The 17550-nt window shown below is 44.8% G+C and carries 15 protein-coding genes and 1 pseudogene; 11 read left to right on the forward strand and 5 right to left on the reverse strand.

What is annotated here, in order from left to right:
• The first annotated feature begins 181 nt into the window (after positions 1-181).
• Entirely contained in the window at positions 182-2071 is a 1890-nt protein-coding gene (locus tag VZ94_RS26380; protein WP_192828599.1) for a DUF11 domain-containing protein, read from the forward strand.
• A 647-nt stretch (positions 2072-2718) separates the two neighbouring features.
• Here the strand turns inward: VZ94_RS26380 and VZ94_RS04870 are convergent.
• From VZ94_RS04870 to hpnH, 3 genes are all read right to left on the reverse strand, one after another.
• Positions 2719-3432: an MlaA family lipoprotein gene (locus tag VZ94_RS04870; RefSeq protein WP_109867654.1), complete on the reverse strand. Its 714-nt coding sequence runs from the start codon at positions 3430-3432 to the stop codon at positions 2719-2721.
• A 6-nt stretch (positions 3433-3438) separates the two neighbouring features.
• Entirely contained in the window at positions 3439-4047 is a 609-nt protein-coding gene (locus tag VZ94_RS04875) for an ABC transporter substrate-binding protein (RefSeq protein ID WP_045778379.1), read from the reverse strand.
• Between the two features lie 61 nt (positions 4048-4108).
• Positions 4109-5215 (reverse strand): adenosyl-hopene transferase HpnH, encoded by a 1107-nt coding sequence (gene hpnH / locus VZ94_RS04880; RefSeq protein WP_045778380.1) that lies wholly within the window; start codon positions 5213-5215, stop codon positions 4109-4111.
• Between the two features lie 438 nt (positions 5216-5653).
• Between hpnH and VZ94_RS04885 the strand changes: the two genes are divergently transcribed.
• The 10 genes and pseudogenes from VZ94_RS04885 (at position 5654) to VZ94_RS04925 (ending at position 15714) form a co-directional block, all read left to right on the forward strand.
• Entirely contained in the window at positions 5654-6862 is a 1209-nt protein-coding gene (locus tag VZ94_RS04885) for a phytoene/squalene synthase family protein (RefSeq protein WP_082081399.1), read from the forward strand.
• 9 nt (positions 6863-6871) lie between these two features.
• A pseudogene (gene shc / locus VZ94_RS04890) lies at positions 6872-8828 on the forward strand (squalene--hopene cyclase).
• On the forward strand, positions 8825-9502 hold the full coding sequence (locus VZ94_RS04895; RefSeq protein WP_239649637.1) for a phosphorylase family protein: 678 nt from the start codon (positions 8825-8827) through the stop codon (positions 9500-9502). Before shc ends, VZ94_RS04895 begins: the two are co-directional and overlap by 4 nt.
• A 72-nt stretch (positions 9503-9574) precedes the next feature.
• On the forward strand, positions 9575-10966 hold the full coding sequence (locus tag VZ94_RS04900; RefSeq protein ID WP_045778381.1) for an aspartate aminotransferase family protein: 1392 nt from the start codon (positions 9575-9577) through the stop codon (positions 10964-10966).
• A complete protein-coding gene (locus VZ94_RS04905; protein ID WP_045778382.1) occupies positions 10967-11323 on the forward strand; it encodes a copper resistance CopC family protein in 357 nt (118 codons plus the stop codon).
• Positions 11324-11325: 2 nt separating this feature from the next.
• Entirely contained in the window at positions 11326-12483 is a 1158-nt protein-coding gene (locus VZ94_RS04910; protein WP_239649638.1) for a CopD family protein, read from the forward strand.
• Positions 12484-12497: 14 nt separating this feature from the next.
• Positions 12498-12995 carry a hypothetical protein gene (locus tag VZ94_RS28015; RefSeq protein WP_239649639.1) on the forward strand — a complete coding sequence of 166 codons (498 nt, stop codon included), beginning with the start codon at positions 12498-12500 and terminating at the stop codon, positions 12993-12995.
• 2 nt (positions 12996-12997) lie between these two features.
• Positions 12998-14860: a 1-deoxy-D-xylulose-5-phosphate synthase gene (dxs, locus tag VZ94_RS04915; RefSeq protein WP_045778383.1), complete on the forward strand. Its 1863-nt coding sequence runs from the start codon at positions 12998-13000 to the stop codon at positions 14858-14860.
• A 32-nt stretch (positions 14861-14892) separates the two neighbouring features.
• The gene (locus tag VZ94_RS04920) at positions 14893-15165 is read left to right on the forward strand and encodes a hypothetical protein (RefSeq protein WP_045778384.1); all 273 of its coding nucleotides are present in this window, start codon (positions 14893-14895) and stop codon (positions 15163-15165) included.
• A 33-nt stretch (positions 15166-15198) separates the two neighbouring features.
• Positions 15199-15714 (forward strand): adenine phosphoribosyltransferase, encoded by a 516-nt coding sequence (locus tag VZ94_RS04925; protein ID WP_045778385.1) that lies wholly within the window; start codon positions 15199-15201, stop codon positions 15712-15714.
• Positions 15715-15730: 16 nt separating this feature from the next.
• On the opposite strand, the gene VZ94_RS04930 is transcribed toward VZ94_RS04925, so the two are convergent.
• Together VZ94_RS04930 and VZ94_RS04935 are read right to left on the reverse strand one after the other, a co-directional pair.
• The gene (locus VZ94_RS04930) at positions 15731-16339 is read right to left on the reverse strand and encodes a Uma2 family endonuclease (RefSeq protein ID WP_045778386.1); all 609 of its coding nucleotides are present in this window, start codon (positions 16337-16339) and stop codon (positions 15731-15733) included.
• Between the two features lie 83 nt (positions 16340-16422).
• Positions 16423-17451 (reverse strand): sulfate/molybdate ABC transporter ATP-binding protein, encoded by a 1029-nt coding sequence (locus VZ94_RS04935; RefSeq protein ID WP_045778387.1) that lies wholly within the window; start codon positions 17449-17451, stop codon positions 16423-16425.
• Positions 17452-17550: the final 99 nt, after the last annotated feature.

Raw genomic sequence — 17550 nt, forward strand, 5'->3', positions numbered from 1 at the left:
GCAATTTTGCTTTGTCATCTCTAGGGCTTCTGTTACTCTAGCGCCCTGATAGGGGTGGTCGCCTTGGCTAACTCAAACACCAGGCAGTGTAGCCTTACCCCGAATATATCCATGCCTAATGCCCTGCTGCAAGATACCGTGCAGCGGGCGCAACCCTTAATCCTGTACCGCATGAGGACTGATGATGATTATAAAAAACTTAAGCGCTTACCTTTTTAACTCTGCTACTGTCGGCGCATCCTACCCTCCGTCTATATGGCTGGCAAGGAGCTTATTCACGCCTAAGCAACCACCCTTCTGCCCAGACGTTTTAGATAGAGACAACGGTAGCGCTATATCTGGTGAGAAATTCCATGGCCAAGTCTATAGCCCAGAGGATAGGACTCATAGGCTGCAGTCAGACTCTGTTAAAGCTGCGCTTTTGTTAGGTCTAACCTTAATTTCTGGAGCCGCTTGGGCGCTGGGCGAAACTACGCGGATCAGCCTTGCAATCCAAGGTTATGGTGGTTATGACGATTTTTTCAGACCTGCTCTCAGCGCCGATGGCCGTTTCGTGGCATTTGAGTCTCGTGACTCCAACCTAGTCGCCGGTGATACTAATGAAATTTCGGATGTTTTCATCCATGACCGCCTAACGCATAAAACGAACCGTGTTAGTGTTACTACCACAGGTGAGCAAAGTAATAGTTATAGTGGCAAACCCGCCCTCAGCACCGATGGTCGTTTCGTTGCGTTTGCGTCTGACGCCTCCAACCTAGTCGCCGAGGATACCAATGATGTATCGGATATTTTCGTCCATGACCGCTTAACGCATAAAACCCAGCGTGTCAGCGTCTCATCCACCGGGGAGCAAGGATATGGTTTTAGTTTGCTCCCTGCTCTCAGCGCCAATGGCCGTTTCGTGGCGTTTATGTCTGACTCCCAGGAACTGGTCGCCGGAAATACTAATTTTCAATTTCAAATTTTCGTCCACGACCGATTAACGCATAAAACTCAACGTGTCAGCGTCGCAACCAACGGGGAACAAGGTAATAATGATAGTTCGGGGGATTATTATCCGCCCGCCCTCAGCGCTGATGGCCGTTTCGTGGCGTTTGATTCTTACGCCTCCAACCTGGTCGCCGGTGATACCAATGGCGCTAGTGATGTTTTCGTCCATGACCGCCTAACGAATGAAACCCAACGCGTCAGCATCGCAACCGACGGGGAGCAAGGTAATAGGCCGAGTTACTCACCCGCCCTCAGCGCCGATGGCCGTTTTGTGGCGTTTCAGTCTATCGCCGACAACTTGGTCGCTGGAGATACCAATGACTCTTTTGATATTTTCATCCATGACCGACTAACTCATCAGACTCAGCGCATCAGCATCGCAACCTCCGGTAAGCAGGGCAATGCTGATGTTGTATCACCCTCTCTCAGCGCCGACGGCCGCTTCGTGACGTTTGCGTCTGCTGCCACCCACCTGGTCGCCGGTGATACCAATCGCTCTAGTGATGTTTTCGTCCATGACCGCTTAACGCATAAAACACGGCGTGTCGGCGTCGCAACCAACGGGGAGCAAGGTAATTCTGATAGTGTCTCACCCACCATCAGCTCCGATGGCCGTTTCGTAGCTTTTGACTCTAGTGCCTCCAACCTGGTCGCCGGAGATGATGCTTATGGAGATTACGATATTTTCGTCCGTGACCGTTTGTTGAATCATGACCTCTCAGCCGACCTTACCATTAAAGTCACCAAGCAGCCTACCTCTTTGGTTAAAGGCTCTCTAGGCCAATACACTTACACCATCACCAATCACGGCCCAGACCCAGTAAATATGGTGAAAATCACCCACAATATCGCCAACGGCAAAGTGCGTAAATGGATACCTAGCCAAGGCCATTGTCGGCGCTATACGACGATTAGCCTATGCAATTTACGAACCCTGGCTAGCGGCGCCAGCCTAACCCTGACCGCCGACATCAAAGCCAACCGTAAGAGTCTACACCAGCAAATCAGCGTCGCCGGCAGCCCTTCTGACCCGCAAGCCACGAATAATAGCATCAGCGTGGACACGCCGGTGACACACTGATGATAAGGTAATCAAGGCAAGTACTCAATGCTGGATGGGCACGCACAGCTCCGTGCCCATCTCGACAAGAAGCTAATGTCCACAACATCCCTGATTGATTGGCGAGCAAAAAAACCTTGCTCGCCATATAAGTAACCGTTCAAAAATTATTTAACAATAGCCATAATTGAACAGCTTAAGTTTCGGAGTACAAAACAAGTTACAGAAATGCTATAGCCCGCCCAATTAGAGAACCGTAGTTCGTCTCCGGGTCGTCATCTCGGCATGGATTGCCAAGAACACAGGGGGACTTGAAGAGCGCCATCCATGGCACTGGATTCCGGCAATCCCTGCCGGAATGACGTGTATGTAAAACTATGGCTTTCTGATTGGTTGCGGTTTAGCGAGCATTGAATTTAAGATTAACCTTAAAGCAGGACAGATTTAATTTTTAGTCAGAGCCGTGTAGGGTACGCCTTACGCACCCTAAGCTCTTGGTGTGTTAGTGTTTAAGTTGGTCTAGTTTAGTACTAGTTTCTTTGAAGATTTCCGCTGTGCGCTCAAGCGTTTGTGTTGTTGTGCTAAAAGACTTTGATGCTTGAGAAAACTTATCATTGGGCTCTTTCGCTTTGTTATCCAATGGTTCATCATCTAATTCATTTTCAAAATCAACGTTTTTTAAGTGACAGCCCGTCAGTTGCTAAGCTATAGCGCCATTGTAAAAATGACTCGCGCGTGAATAAATAAGGGTCTAATGCCGCTTCGTCGATGAATTTAAGTGAGCCTTCGGCGTTAGCGCGAGTATTTAGCAGCGATAACAATTGCACAGGCGCACCTACATAGCTGCTTGGATTAGCTGCAGTATCGAAGACAGCACCAGGAATACCTCTTGCGGTAATCGGGCCTAAAAACGGTAACACTAAATAAGGACCGGTAGGCACCCCCCAAACAGCTAAGGTTTGGTCAAAATCTTCGTCGTTTTGCTCTAGGCCTACTCTTTTTGCTACATCGACGATGCCTAAAAGTCCTAACGAAGAATTAATCGCGAGTCGGCCTGTGTCTTTAGCGCTTTGCTCAAATTTGCCTTGAAGCACATCGTTAAACACAACGTTTACATTTTTTAAGTTGTTGTAAAAGTTAAACACCCCAGTCTGCATAAATTGGGGCGTAATCTTTCGATACACATTAGCGATAGGCTCGGCAATGTAGTTATCAACATGATCGTTAAACGTATAAATTTTTCTATTAATGTGTTCGTAAGGGTCAGATTTATTTTTCTCGCCTTGTTGATGCACTACGCCTGTGCTTGCGCAGCCAGTCAACATGAACAACACGCCAGCCATTGCTTTAAGCGTATGACTGGCTGATTTGAAGTGTGCCATAACAACCTACAACTTAGAGTAATTATCAATTTTTTCGTTAATCTTGGCTATTAAAGCATCAAAGCCTTGTTGTTGTAAAATGTTGCTATACTCAGTTTGTTTTAAGGCAAGGTCGCTCACACCGTTCGCGATAACATTAATTATCTGCCAGCTATCGCCTTTTTCTTTTAGCATGTAGTCGAACTTAACATCTTTTTCATCTGGAATTTTAAGGCGTGCATGAATGACAATGCCTCCTCTTGCTGTTTGCTCTTCCGAATCAAAGACAAAGGACTCTCCCGCATATTCTTTAAAATTATGGGCATAAGAGGCCACACTGAATTTGCTAAAAGTGTCTATTAAGGTTTGCTGTTGTGTTTCCGTGAGTTTTTCCCATTCTTTGCCAACCACAATACGCACGATTTTATTTAAATCATGGCTTTTGGTTACGGCTTCATAGAGCTTTTGATAACGTCCAGCATAGCCTAGGCTTTTGCCTTGCTTCATAACATCGATTAACTCTGTTTGAAAGGTCTCGACGACTTGCTTAGCTGTACTGGCTTCTGCTGAGTAAGCAGCACCTGTGCTGAGCAATCCTAAGACTAAACATAAGGTTTTTAACAATGACAACCGCATGATTTTTCACGCCTCCTAGGTAGTATATAAGCTGGTTGAACGTATGAGTTTTTCACAGAAATTAATCGGCGGCTTCTACTCGAATGGGGATGCCCGCCAGCGTGGGCTTGGCTGTTTCCTGCGCTTTAGGCGTAGGCTCAGGCACCATAGCTCCTGTGGTTTTAGGCCCAAACAAAGACACCAGCATTCCTTTTAATGGGTTTTTAAGCATATCTTCAACGGCTGTCGCTTCATAACCACAATGGGCCATGCAGTTAGCGCATTTAGGATTTTGGTTGTTGCCGTATTTATGCCAAGGCGTGGTATCAATAAGCTCTTTAAAAGAGGCGGCATTGCCTTCATCGGCGAGCAAATAGCACGGTTTTTGCCAACCAAATACGTTACGCGTTGGATTGCCCCACGGAGTGCACTCGTAGGCTTGATTGCCCGCTAAAAAATCCAGATATAAGCTGGAGTGGTTCAGTTTCCACCGCTTGGTTTTGCCGATTTTAAAAATACCCCGGAATAACTCTTTGACATCACGGCTTTTTATAAACACATCTTGTTGCGGCGCGCGCTCATAACTAAAGCCAGGTGCGATGGTAACGCCTTCTACGCCAAGCTCCATTGCATAATCTAAAAACTCGGCGACTTCTTCCGCATTTTCGCCTTGGAATAAGGTGCAGTTAATGGTGACCCTAAAGCCTTTGCCTAAGGCGAGTTTAATCGCTTCGACGGCGCGTTCAAAAACACCTTCTTGACAAACCGAGGCGTCGTGGCGCTCTTGTAAGCCGTCTAAGTGAACCGAAAATGTTAAATATGGCGATGGCTTATAATCATCAATGCGTTTTTTCAATAATAAAGCATTGGTGCATAAGTAAACGTATTTTTTTCTAGCGATAATGCCTTCGACAATTCTCGGCATGTCTTTATGGATAAGAGGCTCACCGCCTGGAATCGAAACCATAGGCGCGCCGCATTCATCGACGGCTTGCATACACTCTTCATAAGATAAGCGTTTGTCGAGAATCTCATCTGGGTAATCGATTTTACCACACCCTGCGCAGGCCAAATTGCAACGAAACAAAGGCTCTAGCATTAAAACCAAAGGATATTTTTTCACGCCTTTGATTTTTTGTTTCATCAAATAGCTAGCGACGGTTAACTGTTGACGTAAAGGTACACCCATTGCAAATCTCCTGAAAGCGTTTAAGGTAGATAAGCCTTAACAAACTAAGTAAAAAGTTTAAGCTGTAGCGATAAAACAACAAGCATAAAACTGTTTTTTAAGATTGGTAACAGCAATTTATTTTAAATAAACTTTAAAATAGCTATGCAAGGTTTTATATAATACAAATGCTTAGATAGTCGACATTAGAATACTATCTTTTCGGTAACGACTCCAGAGTTTTACAACCAGCGTTTGCATTCTAGCGTCTCGTTGTAAAAAAGTTATAATTGGTAAAATTACAACATATTAATTCAATTCAAGTTTTTAAAATGCGTGATTATGGCGCTAACACCTTAAAATTTCAGTATTCGCGATAAAACAACATTGCTTTGCAAATTACCAACAAACAGTCTATTATTTCTACAACCATAACGTTAACGGATAGCTTCTCCTGTCATGAGCGCAGCACCTATTTCGCAACCGGATTTATTAATGCAATTATCGGACGATGATTTTCAAGCCGCTTTATTAGCGGGTGTGTCACGTACGTTTGCGTTAACCATTCCCCAGCTTCCTGTAGGCTTGTTTAGTGCTGTAGCCAATGCTTATTTGTTATGCCGTATCGTCGATACCATAGAAGATGAAGTGTCTTTGTCACCTAGACAAAAACATTATTTTTGTGAAGAGTTTATTGACGTTGTAAGAACCGGTGATAATTCAGAAGCCTTTGCCGTTGAGTTAGCACCGTTATTATCTGAGCAAACTATTGCGGCTGAACATACGCTAATTCATGTATTGCCTAGAGTGATTCAAATCACGCATAGCTTTGCCCCAGCGCAAATTGATGCTTTAGCCAGTTGCGTAGCAACGATGGCGGCGGGAATGCCGCTATTTCAAGATTTAAATTTGCGGGGGGGGTTAGCCACAGTCGCCGATTTGGATAAGTATTGCTATTACGTCGCCGGTTGCGTCGGTGAAATGTTGACTAAATTATTTTGTCATTACTCTCCTGAAATTGCAGAGCATGAGCAAGAATTAATGCGCTTAGCGGTGTCTTTTGGCCAAGGCTTACAAATGACCAATATCTTAAAAGACATTTGGGATGATGCTAAACGCGGTGTGTGTTGGCTACCACAGGAAATTTTCTCTGAGTTAGGTTATGACTTAGCGACATTAACACCTGAGACGGATTCAACGTTATTTAGAACCGGCTTAGCGCGTTTAATTGCGATAGCGCACGGCCATTTAGCCAATGCTTTAAGATACACACAATTATTACCTAGCCATGAAGTCGGCATGCGCCAGTTTTGTTTATGGGCGTTAGGCATGGCCGTGCTAACGCTTAAAAAAATCAGGCAAAATTTACATTTTAATCGTTCCGAGCAAGTAAAAATTTCCCGCACCAGTGTGAAAGCAACGATTGTGACTAGTCGGTTGCTAGGTCGCCATAACAGTGCATTAACTTTTGTTTTTAACGTTGCGAGTCGAGGCTTAACCACGCCAGACTGGCATTATTCTACTTTTTTATCTTCGGCAGACCGCTTTACGGGTCAGTGTGACGATTTATCTGTTGCTAAATCTACACTGACGAGTAGCGCCTGTGTGCATGATGCTATTGTGCATACAGAAGGTACACAGTCACCCGCAGCCGACTCAAACCTTTAAGGATACGCCATGTTTACCGATGCTAATCACTTAAGTCATAGTAGTCATTTATCGAGTTCTTCTGCTGCTATTGTCAGCCATGCGCTTGACTTAAATAGAGCAATAGAAGAAGCACACAACAAATTATTAAGTTTGCAACATGAATCCGGCTATTGGGTATTTGAACTAGAGGCCGATTGTACAATTCCTGCCGAATACATCATGATGATGCATTATCTGGGTGATATTAACGAGGAATTACAAGTTAAAATCGCGCGCTATTTGCGTTCACGCCAATCTGAAGACGGTAGTTTTCCGTTATTTACCGGTGGCATAGGTGACATTAGCGGCAGCGTGAAAGTCTATTACGCGTTAAAAATGTGCGGAGATGATATTAATGCTCCGCACATGGTTAAGTTACGTCAGTACATTTTAAGCCAAGGGGGCGCGGCTAAAGCCAATGTATTTACACGAATTGCACTAGCGATATTCGAGCAATTGCCTTGGCGCGGTGTGCCCTATATTCCGGTTGAAATCATGTTGTTGCCTAAATGGTTTCCGTTCCATTTAGACAAAGTATCGTATTGGTCAAGAACCGTGATGGTGCCGTTATTTATTTTATGCACCTTACGAACTAAAGCTAAAAATCCGCATAAGATTGATATTTTGGAATTGTTTGTTACGCATCCTGAGCAAGAGCGGCACTATTTTCCAGAACGTACGTTGTTAAACAAAGTCTTTTTGGGTTTGGATAAATTAGGTCGGCTTACACAACCGCTAATTCCTAAGTTTGTGCGTAACCGTGCGATAGAAAAAGCTAAAGATTGGATTATCGAGCGTTTAAATGGCGAAGATGGCTTAGGCGCTATTTTTCCAGCAATGGTTAACGCGTATGAAGTGTTGTTGTTATTAGGTTATCCAGAAGACCATGACTTAGTCGTGACCGCGCGTAAAGCGATTGATAATTTATTGGTGATTAACGAGCATGATGCGTATTGCCAACCTTGCGTATCGCCAATTTGGGATACCGGCTTAACGGCGTTAGCGTTACAAGAAGTCGGTGGTAGCAAAAATAAGCCTAATCTGGATAAAGCATACACTTGGCTTAAAAGCAAACAGTTGAAAGATGAGCCGGGTGACTGGCAAGTTCGTCGTCCCGACTTAAAAAGGTGGCGGCTGGGCCTTTCAATACAACAACCCACATTATCCCGATGTAGACGATACAGCGGTTGTGGCCTTTGCTTTTGCTAAAGCTGAGCAAGCAGAGTTAGAAGAGCCATTAATACGTGCAGCAGATTGGACTTTAGGTATGCGCTCTAAAAACGGCGGCTATGGTGCTTTTGATGTGGATAACACGTATTACTACTTAAATGAGATTCCTTTTGCCGATCATGGTGCATTGCTTGACCCACCGACCGCTGATGTCAGTGCGCGTTGTTTAATGCTGTTGGCTAAAGTTGCCGATAAAAACCCGGCTTATCATGCGGGCTTAAGGAACACCATTGACTATTTGCGTAGCGAACAAGAAGCGGATGGCTCTTGGTTTGGACGCTGGGGCACGAATTATATTTATGGTACTTGGTCAGTGTTATTAGGTTTAGAGCAAACTAATCTGCCTAAATCTGACCCTATGTATACCCGCGCAGCAGCCTGGTTAAAAAGTGTACAACGCGCTGACGGTGGATGGGGCGAGGATAATTTTAGCTATCATGATAGCAATTATCGCGGCGCTTACCGTTTTAGCACGGCATTCCAAACGGCTTGGGCAATCTTAGGCTTAATCGCCGCCGGTGAAGTGCATAGCCCAGAAGTCAAATCGGGTATTGAGTTTTTATTGAAAGCTCAGCAAGCCGATGGGGTTTGGAATGATAAATGTTTCACTGCCCCCGGCTTCCCGCGCGTGTTTTACTTAAAATATCATGGCTATGATAAGTTTTTCCCATTGTGGGCGCTGGCTAGATACCGTAACGAGTTAAGCAAAAAGTGATTACCGGAATTGTCGTCGCATTACCTGAGGAAGTGACAACCTTAACCTCGAAGCGCATAGAAAAAAGACATTGCGTATTTATTCGAGATAAAGTGTTAATCGCTTACTCTGGAGCTGGAGCTGATAATGCTAAAATCGCTGCCGATTTATTAATCAATAAAGGCGCGAATCGGTTAATCAGTTGGGGCTGTGCGGCGGCGTTAAGCGACTCGCTTAAGCCAGGGGATTTAGTGTTAGCGGATACCTTAATCGATGTTGACGATAATGAGCTAACGCTAAGCTCCGCCTGGTATGATTTTGTAAAATCAGTCATAAACTCGGTATTGCCGGTCTATAGCGGCGCTTTAACCGAGAGCGTTAATATTATTTCTTCTAGCCGCGAAAAACAGCATTTAAACACGATTACTAACGCGGTTGCCTTAGATATGGAAAGCATAGCGGTAGCGAAAGTAGCTAAGCAAAAATCGCTACCTTTTATATCGGTAAGAGCCATTGTCGACCCTGCTAACATGAACCTGCCGCAGGCTATTCGTTATGCGGCTACGGATGCCGGTGATATTGTTTTATCGCGCTTATTGTTATTTATTGCATTACATCCTACAGAACTACCCGGCTTAATTCGTTTAGCGCGTTATTTTAATGCAGCGAAAAAAAACTTTGGTCCGCGTCGCTAGCAAGCTAGACCAAATAACTGACTTTAATAAACCGCTAGCGTAAGCATAAACCATCACGTCTTGAGTATTACAATGACTTTTAGCATTGCCGAACTGTTTGCTCAGCATAGCACCGATAAATTCGATTTGCATGAGCAGTATTTAAATAACCAAATGGTTAGAGTATTAAAAACGATTGGCTATGACCGACATTACCAATCGGCGCGCGGTCAATATTTATATGACCAAAATGGTGTTGAATACTTAGATTTATTAAGTGGCTTCGGCGTGTTTGCGATAGGACGTAACCACCCAACCGTCGTAGCAGCACTGACCGAAACGTTAAATTTAGAGCTGCCCAATTTAGTTCAGTTAGATGTTTCATTGCTAAGTGGCTTATTAGCTAAAGAGCTATTAAAAACCACGCCTGATAATTTAACTAAGATGTTTTTTTGTAATTCGGGTACGGAAGCGGTAGAAGCGGCAATTAAATTTGCACGCTATACTACTAAGCGCGAGAAAATTTTATATTGCGAACATGCGTATCATGGCTTGACGATGGGCGCATTATCGTTAAACGGCGAACATGTGTTCCGTGAAGGCTTCGGGCCGTTATTACCTAGTTGTAGCGCTGTGCCGTTTAACGATTTGGCAGTGCTAGAAAACGCACTCAGCACACGCGATATTGCTGCGTTTATTGTTGAGCCGATTCAAGGTAAAGGCGTGAATTTACCTTCCGATGATTATCTGCCTGAAGTACAGCGGCTTTGTAAACAATACGGCACGTTATTTGTTGCCGATGAAGTACAAACGGGTTTAGGCCGCACCGGTAAGTTTTGGGCCGTTGAACATTGGAACGTGCAACCCGATATGATTTGCATGGCTAAAGCCTTATCGGGCGGTTTTGTGCCGGTCGGCGGCGTGGCGATGACCGATAAAATCATGGATACCGTTTATAACCGCATGGATAGAGCGGTGGTGCATGGCTCAACGTTCTCGAAAAATAATATGGCGATGGCGGCTGGCTTAGCCACCTTACATGTACTACGCGAAGAAAAGTTAGTCGAAAACAGCGCCACATTAGGCAACCAAATCATTGCTGAACTCAATGCATTAGCACCTCAATATGAGTTTTTAAAAGAGGCGCGCGGCAAAGGTATGATGATTGCCATTGAATTCCATGCTCCTAAAAGTCTGACGCTAAAAGCGGCTTGGACTATGCTAGAAACGGCTAATAAAGGGCTGTTCTGTCAAATGATTACCATACCGTTATTTAAAGAGCATCATATTCTGACGCAAGTCGCAGGTCACGGCATGAATGTGGTCAAATTGTTGCCCCCATTAAATTTAACCGATAAAGACCGGCAACATATCGTAACGTCTTTCGATAAAACCATTGCCGATACGCATAAAGTCCCCGGCTCTATTTGGGATTTAGGCAAAAATCTAGCCGCTCATGCGCTTAAAGGTAAAACAGGAGGCTAAATGCGTAATATAGTCATTTTAAGCTTATTCATGTTGATTTTTTCTGAGTGCCATGCTCATGCAGTGGTCACTAAGCATTCGCTAAGCATAGAAAAAAATWAAAAAATTGCCCCCAACCAAGCCAGCAGCGTTAGTTTAAATTTTAATTCCAAGATTGAACTGGGTTTGTCGCAAGTGTTTTTAGTGAGTAAAGGCGATAAATTAGAGTTACTAGCAATCGATAACGGCCCTCAACAAGGTCAAATCAAGATTGCCATGCCGCCGTTACAACCAGGCGATTACGCTTTAAAGCTTAAAGTCTTTGCTCAAGACGGACATTTGACCGAAGATGTTATTCACTTCACTGTCACCCCTTAATTATGGCTGGTATTGCTGATTTTCTTGATTCTTTAATCGGCGGTTTTGCGCTGATTTGCTTTGCCTTTGCGATAGGTAGTTTATTTTGGGGCCTGTTTGTACTAAGGCCTTGGCAACAGCAAACAGGTTACTCGGAAAACCTGCTACAGCCGACCATTAAACTTGCCTATTGGGGCGCATTTGCGCTAGCCGGTGCGCAAACATTTAAAATCGTATTAAAAATTTGGTTAATGACGGCCGTGTTAGAGCATTCACCATTCCCTGCGTTTGCTGAAACGACTCAGTTTATCGGCGGTAGTATTCGCGCGCTATTAACACTAGGCTTAGCCGCTTATTTGTATAAGGTGTTACCACGCCATGCTTTTTCTAAACAATATTGGTTGATGGCTGCGGCAGCCGCGTTACCCATGATTATTGCGGGCGCCTGGTTAGTCCATGCCGCCGGCCGTTTTGACAATCCCTATTTATTGATGTTTATGACTGTCGTGCATCAATTAGGCGCTGCAGCGTGGATAGGTGGGGTGTTTCATCTCGTACATATTTGGCTGTTAACTCAGCGCAAGCAAATACCTAACGAATTGTGGCCATTGTTATTAAAACGTTTTTCTCAATTTGGCTTAATATCAGTCGCCGTTATTTTAGCGTCTGGCTTGCCTATGGCATTCACCTATATTGATAGTTTGAATGGCTTTATCGGCACCGGCTACGGTAACTTGCTGATGGTAAAGATAATTTTACTAGGCTTAGCGTTAGGTTTGGCCTGGTTAAACAAAACCACGGTAGCAAACTACTTTAATACGCTTAATAATCATGCATTAATACGTCGTTTGCCTTATTACATTGAGGCCGAATCATTTGTTTTAATTACCTTGCTGTTTACTGCAGCGAGTTTGGCTTCGCAACCACCGGCGATTGACATCCCTAATTTAACTGCGTCGTGGCAAGAAGTGTTGAATATGTTTGAACCGCGTATGCCGCGCACCGAGTCACCGAGTCATCAAGCGTTATTAGCCGGTGAAGCAGGTCGTGTTGCGATTATCGGTCAAATACCCTCGCCAGCCGCGACGGAATGGTCAGATTATAACCATAATATTTCCGGTATTTTCTTAACGACGATGAGCTTTTTTGCGATGTTGTCGTATTTAAGAAAAAGTACCTAGCTTAGCTGGGCAATATGAAAAAAGTGTTAGATTATTTAACACGTTATTGGCCAGTCGGATTTGTTTTATTGGGCATTTTCCTATTTTTCCGTAGTGATGCTGAGACATGGCCTTTAGGTCCTATCGGTTTCTGGGAAAGTACGTTTAATAATGGCGAAGTATTACAACATCGCATCGCTACGTTATTGGTGTTTATGCTAGGCGTTTTAGAATTAAGAGCGCGTATGCCAAATAACGAAAACCCAAACTTGCCTTATGTGTTTCCTGTGTTATCAGCGTTTGGCGGTTTGATGCTATTAACCCATTCCCATGTTGGCTTTCAAGCAAAAAGCGCGTTTTTAATCCAAGTAGGTCATACGTTAATGGGCGTGTTTGCGCTCACCTTAGCGTGTGGACGTTGGTTGGAATTAAAGCTGGATAAACCTGGGAAGGACATCGCTGGGTTTGTTTCGGTGGCCGCGTTATTTCAGATAGGAATTATTCTGATGTTCTACCGTGAACCTTTGTATTGATTATGAATACGACTTTAAACTACCCGTTGCTTAGCGACATCAACTCCCCGGCGGATGTTAGAAAACTGCCGAAAGAACTGTTAAAACCGTTGTGCAAAGAATTGCGCGAATTTTTAACACAGTCGGTTAGTATTTCAGGCGGCCATTTTTCGGCCGGCTTAGGTACGGTAGAACTCACTGTGGCGCTGCATTATGTGTTTGATACGCCTAATGACCAACTAGTGTGGGATGTGGGGCATCAAGCCTATCCGCATAAAATTCTGACAGGTCGTAAAGACCGCATGACGACAATTCGTAGTCTAGGCGGTGTGTGCGCATTTCCTAGCCGCTCAGAAAGCGAATATGACGCGTTTGGCGTAGGCCATTCCAGCACGTCAATTAGCGCGGCATTAGGCATGGCAATTGCTGCGCGGTTACGTGGCGATAACAAACAAATGGTGGCGATTATCGGCGACGGCAGTATTACCGGCGGCATGGCTTATGAGGCAATGAACCATGCGGGCTCGTTAGATGCCGATTTACTGGTGGTTTTAAACGACAACGATATGTCGATTTCACCGAATGTCGGCGCTATGAATAATTATTTATCGAAAGTATTAAGCAGCCGCTTGTATTCCTCGGTGCGTGAAGAAAGTAAAAAAGTCTTAAGCAAAATGCCGACCATGTGGGAGTTAGCACGCCGTACCGAAGAACATATTAAAGGCATGGTTATTCCCGGCACATTGTTTGAAGAGCTAGGTTTTAACTACATTGGCCCTATCGATGGTCATGACGTAGACATGCTGGTGTCTACGCTAGAAAACTTAAGACACATCAATGGCCCGCGTTTTTTACATATCGTCACGAAAAAAGGCAAAGGCTACGCGCCAGCGGAAAAAGACCCGTTAGCCTATCATGGCGTACCTGCGTTTGACCCTAGCAAAGAATGCTTACCAAAATCAGCCGCATCACCGCATCCGACTTATACCGAAGTGTTCGGGCACTGGTTATGCGATATGGCTGAGCAAGACTCACGCTTATTAGGCATTACACCCGCTATGCGCGAGGGTTCTGGCTTAGTGAAGTTTTCCGAGCGTTTCCCGGCACGTTATTTTGACGTCGCAATAGCTGAGCAACATGCGGTAACCTTAGCGGCGGGTCAAGCTTGTCAAGGTGCTAAGCCTGTTGTGGCGATTTATTCGACATTTTTACAACGCGCGTATGACCAATTGATTCATGACGTTGCTTTACAAAATCTCGATGTCTTGTTTGCGTTAGACCGCGCAGGGCTAGTCGGCCCTGATGGTCCTACTCATGCAGGTAGCTTTGATTTTAGCTATTTAAGCTGTGTCCCGAATATGGTTGTGATGGCCCCTGCCGATGAAAACGAATGTCGGCAAATGTTGACCACAGGCTACCATTACCCAGGTCCGGCAGCGGTGCGCTACCCTCGCGGTAAAGGCCCTGGTGTCGCGGTTGACCCAGCTTTAGTCGGTTTACCTATAGGTCAAGCGGAAATCCGTCATCATGGCAGCCGTATTGCCCTATTAGCCTGGGGTAGCATGGTGACGCCCGCATTAAGTGCAGGTAAGCAATTAAATGCCACCGTGGTTAATATGCGTTTTGTTAAACCCCTAGATGAAGCGTTGGTATTAGAGCTCGCTAAAACACATGATGTATTGGTGACAATAGAAGAAAACGCTTTGCCAGGCGGTGCGGGCAGTGCCATTAACTTATTCTTACAAGCCCAGCGCATTATGATGCCAGTATTAAACCTAGGCTTACCCGATAGTTTTATCGAGCAAGGCACGCGCGAACAGCTCTTAGCGCTGTGTGGTTTAGACGCTGAGAGCATTTTGCAAAAAATTCAGGAGTTTTGTGCTTAATTCAAGTGTTCTTTATCAAGAAAGGCTAAGTTGTGTTGGCTGCAAAAGTGTATGATCCGTACAATCCTTATCCAATGAGGCAAATCTTCGCCATCGGCGCGAAAGTTGTTATTTCCGGCTCTTGTGGTGGTTGGCGCGACGACTCGAAGGGAGTCATTATAAGTGCAGCAGAGTCCGTACCAACAGTTAAAGGCGAAGACTACTTCTACTGGGTGCAATTCGATACGCCTCAGCATGATCTTAGTGACGATGGGCCGTACTATAAAGCGCAAATACTGAGTCGCTGCCTTAAAATTTCTGTCTAGCACGACTTTTATACATTACCTACCTAACACTATATGCAACGCTTACACGCCAAAATCCGCGATATACCTGATTTCCCTAAGCCGGGCATTATTTTCAAAGACGTCACGCCGCTGGTAAAAGACCCGGCTGCGTTAAGGCTTTCGGTACATCAATTATTACACCCATTTTTAGGGCGAGAGATAACCGCCATAGCAGGCATGGAAGCGCGCGGTTTTATTTTTGGTTCGTTAGTGGCTTGGGAATTAGGTTTACCATTCGTACCGTTGCGTAAGCCGGGTAAACTGCCTTACGACGTACAAAGCGTGTCTTACGATTTAGAATATGGCTCAGCGATGCTGGAAATCCATATCGATTCATTAGATAGCGGTGACCGCGTGTTATTAATCGACGACTTATTAGCCACCGGTGGCACGGCAAAAGCAAGCTGTGAGCTGATTGAAAAGCTAGGCGCAAAAGTTGAAGCCATTGCGTTTGTTATTGAATTAGACGCGTTAGGTGGACGCGATAAATTGCATGGCTATGAAGTGCATAGCTTATTGCATTATTGATAATACCTGCTCTGGTTTAAGGTATTGGGTTGATTGCGCCATGCTGAGGCAACAGCTCATCATTAAGAACCTCCACATCTTCAAAAACCTCCGCTAATGTCATTGACACATCGATGCTGGTAAATTGGCAGACTTGCTCGCCAATGTAATCATGCAATAACCAGTCATTATCAGCCGTGCGCCGGAAACATTCGATTCGACGCGCGGCAATGTCGACAATCACGTATTCTTGTAATGACGTTAAGCTGCGATACGCAGCAAATTTGTCGCCCCGATCAAATGCTGCCGTGGAATCCGATAATACTTCGACGATAAGCGTAGGTTCTGACAAATATTGGTCAGCGCGGCGGTCTTGCTGAGAGCAAGACACCATGACATCGGGATAAAAAAACGCGTCAACATACTCGACACGTAATTTCATATCAGCGATATACGCTTGGCAACCGCTACCACGTAACGCTTGTTTAAAGCCAGCAAAAATATTTCCGCTAACAACAACATGCGCCCGCCGCGCGCCTGCCATCGCAAACACTTCACCGGAATAATACTCATGCTTTTCGGTTTGCTCACTTTCCCATTGCAAATACTCATCACTTGTAAAACGAGACTTCATCACCGTATTCATCAGACCATGCTCCATAAAGGTAACGATTTAGACTGGCTGATTATAGCGTGTTATCAATAACATTACGGCAATGTTTGCCAAGTCTAATGAAACCAATGCGCGCGCTGTATTTGCAAGGTGACTTTATCGCCTTTTTTTAAGGCGAGTTGTTTAAACTGCTCGTTAGGCATTTCGACAAAAATACTCAAACCCGAATGGTAAGGTGAGATTTTTTCTAGCTCGATTCTGATTAATGCACCTAAATGCTGCCAATCTCTTAACACGGCGTGAGCATTATCATCGTTACTGGCCTTGGCTAAGACAATATCATGCGGCCGCACATGGGCCGATTTGCCATCGGGTGGCGTATTAGGCAATAACAGCCCTTCTTGTTGATCGAATTGCAAAACATTGGTTTGACCAATAAATTTTGAGACAAATGCATTAGCCGGATGGTCGTAGATTTCACTCGGCGCACCTTGTTGCTCGATACAGCCGTGATTGAGCACAACGACACGACTCGCGACTTCCATCGCTTCTTCTTGGTCATGCGTTACGAAAATACTGGTGACATTTAACTCGTAATGCAATGACCGTAGCCACAGCCGTAAGTCTTTGCGCACACTGGCATCGAGTGCGCCAAATGGCTCATCGAGCAATAACACTGAAGGCTCAACGGCTAACGCACGTGCTAATGCAACTCGTTGACGCTGACCGCCCGATAATTGGTCAGGAAATCGGTCATGTAACCAATCTAATTGCACCAGTTCTAATAAGGCATGGACTTTGCGATGAATATCGCCCGTGCTAGGACGGATTTTTTTCGGCTTAACGCGCAAACCAAACGCGACATTATCAAACACCGTCATGTGCCTAAATAACGCATAATGCTGAAACACAAAACCTATGCCGCGTCGGCTGACATGCTGCTCTGTTTTATCTTCTCCGCTTAATAACACGCGTCCGCTATCAGCTTGCTCTAAGCCCGCAATAATGCGTAGTAACGTGGTTTTGCCACAACCCGATGGTCCTAATAACGCGACTAACTCACCTTCTGGAATCTCTAAGTTAATGTGGTTTAAAGCCGAAAATCGGCCAAAATTTTTACTAATATCAGAAAGAATAATACTCATAAGTGTCTCATTGTGATCGATTTTGCGATTACCAACTTTAAGATGGGACAATATCAAGACGGGACAGGTCGTTTAGAGTGCAGGTGTCGGCAGCAGGGA

Origin of the sequence: Methylocucumis oryzae (genome assembly GCF_000963695.1) — a bacterium.
Lineage (GTDB): Bacteria > Pseudomonadota > Gammaproteobacteria > Methylococcales > Methylomonadaceae > Methylovulum > Methylovulum oryzae.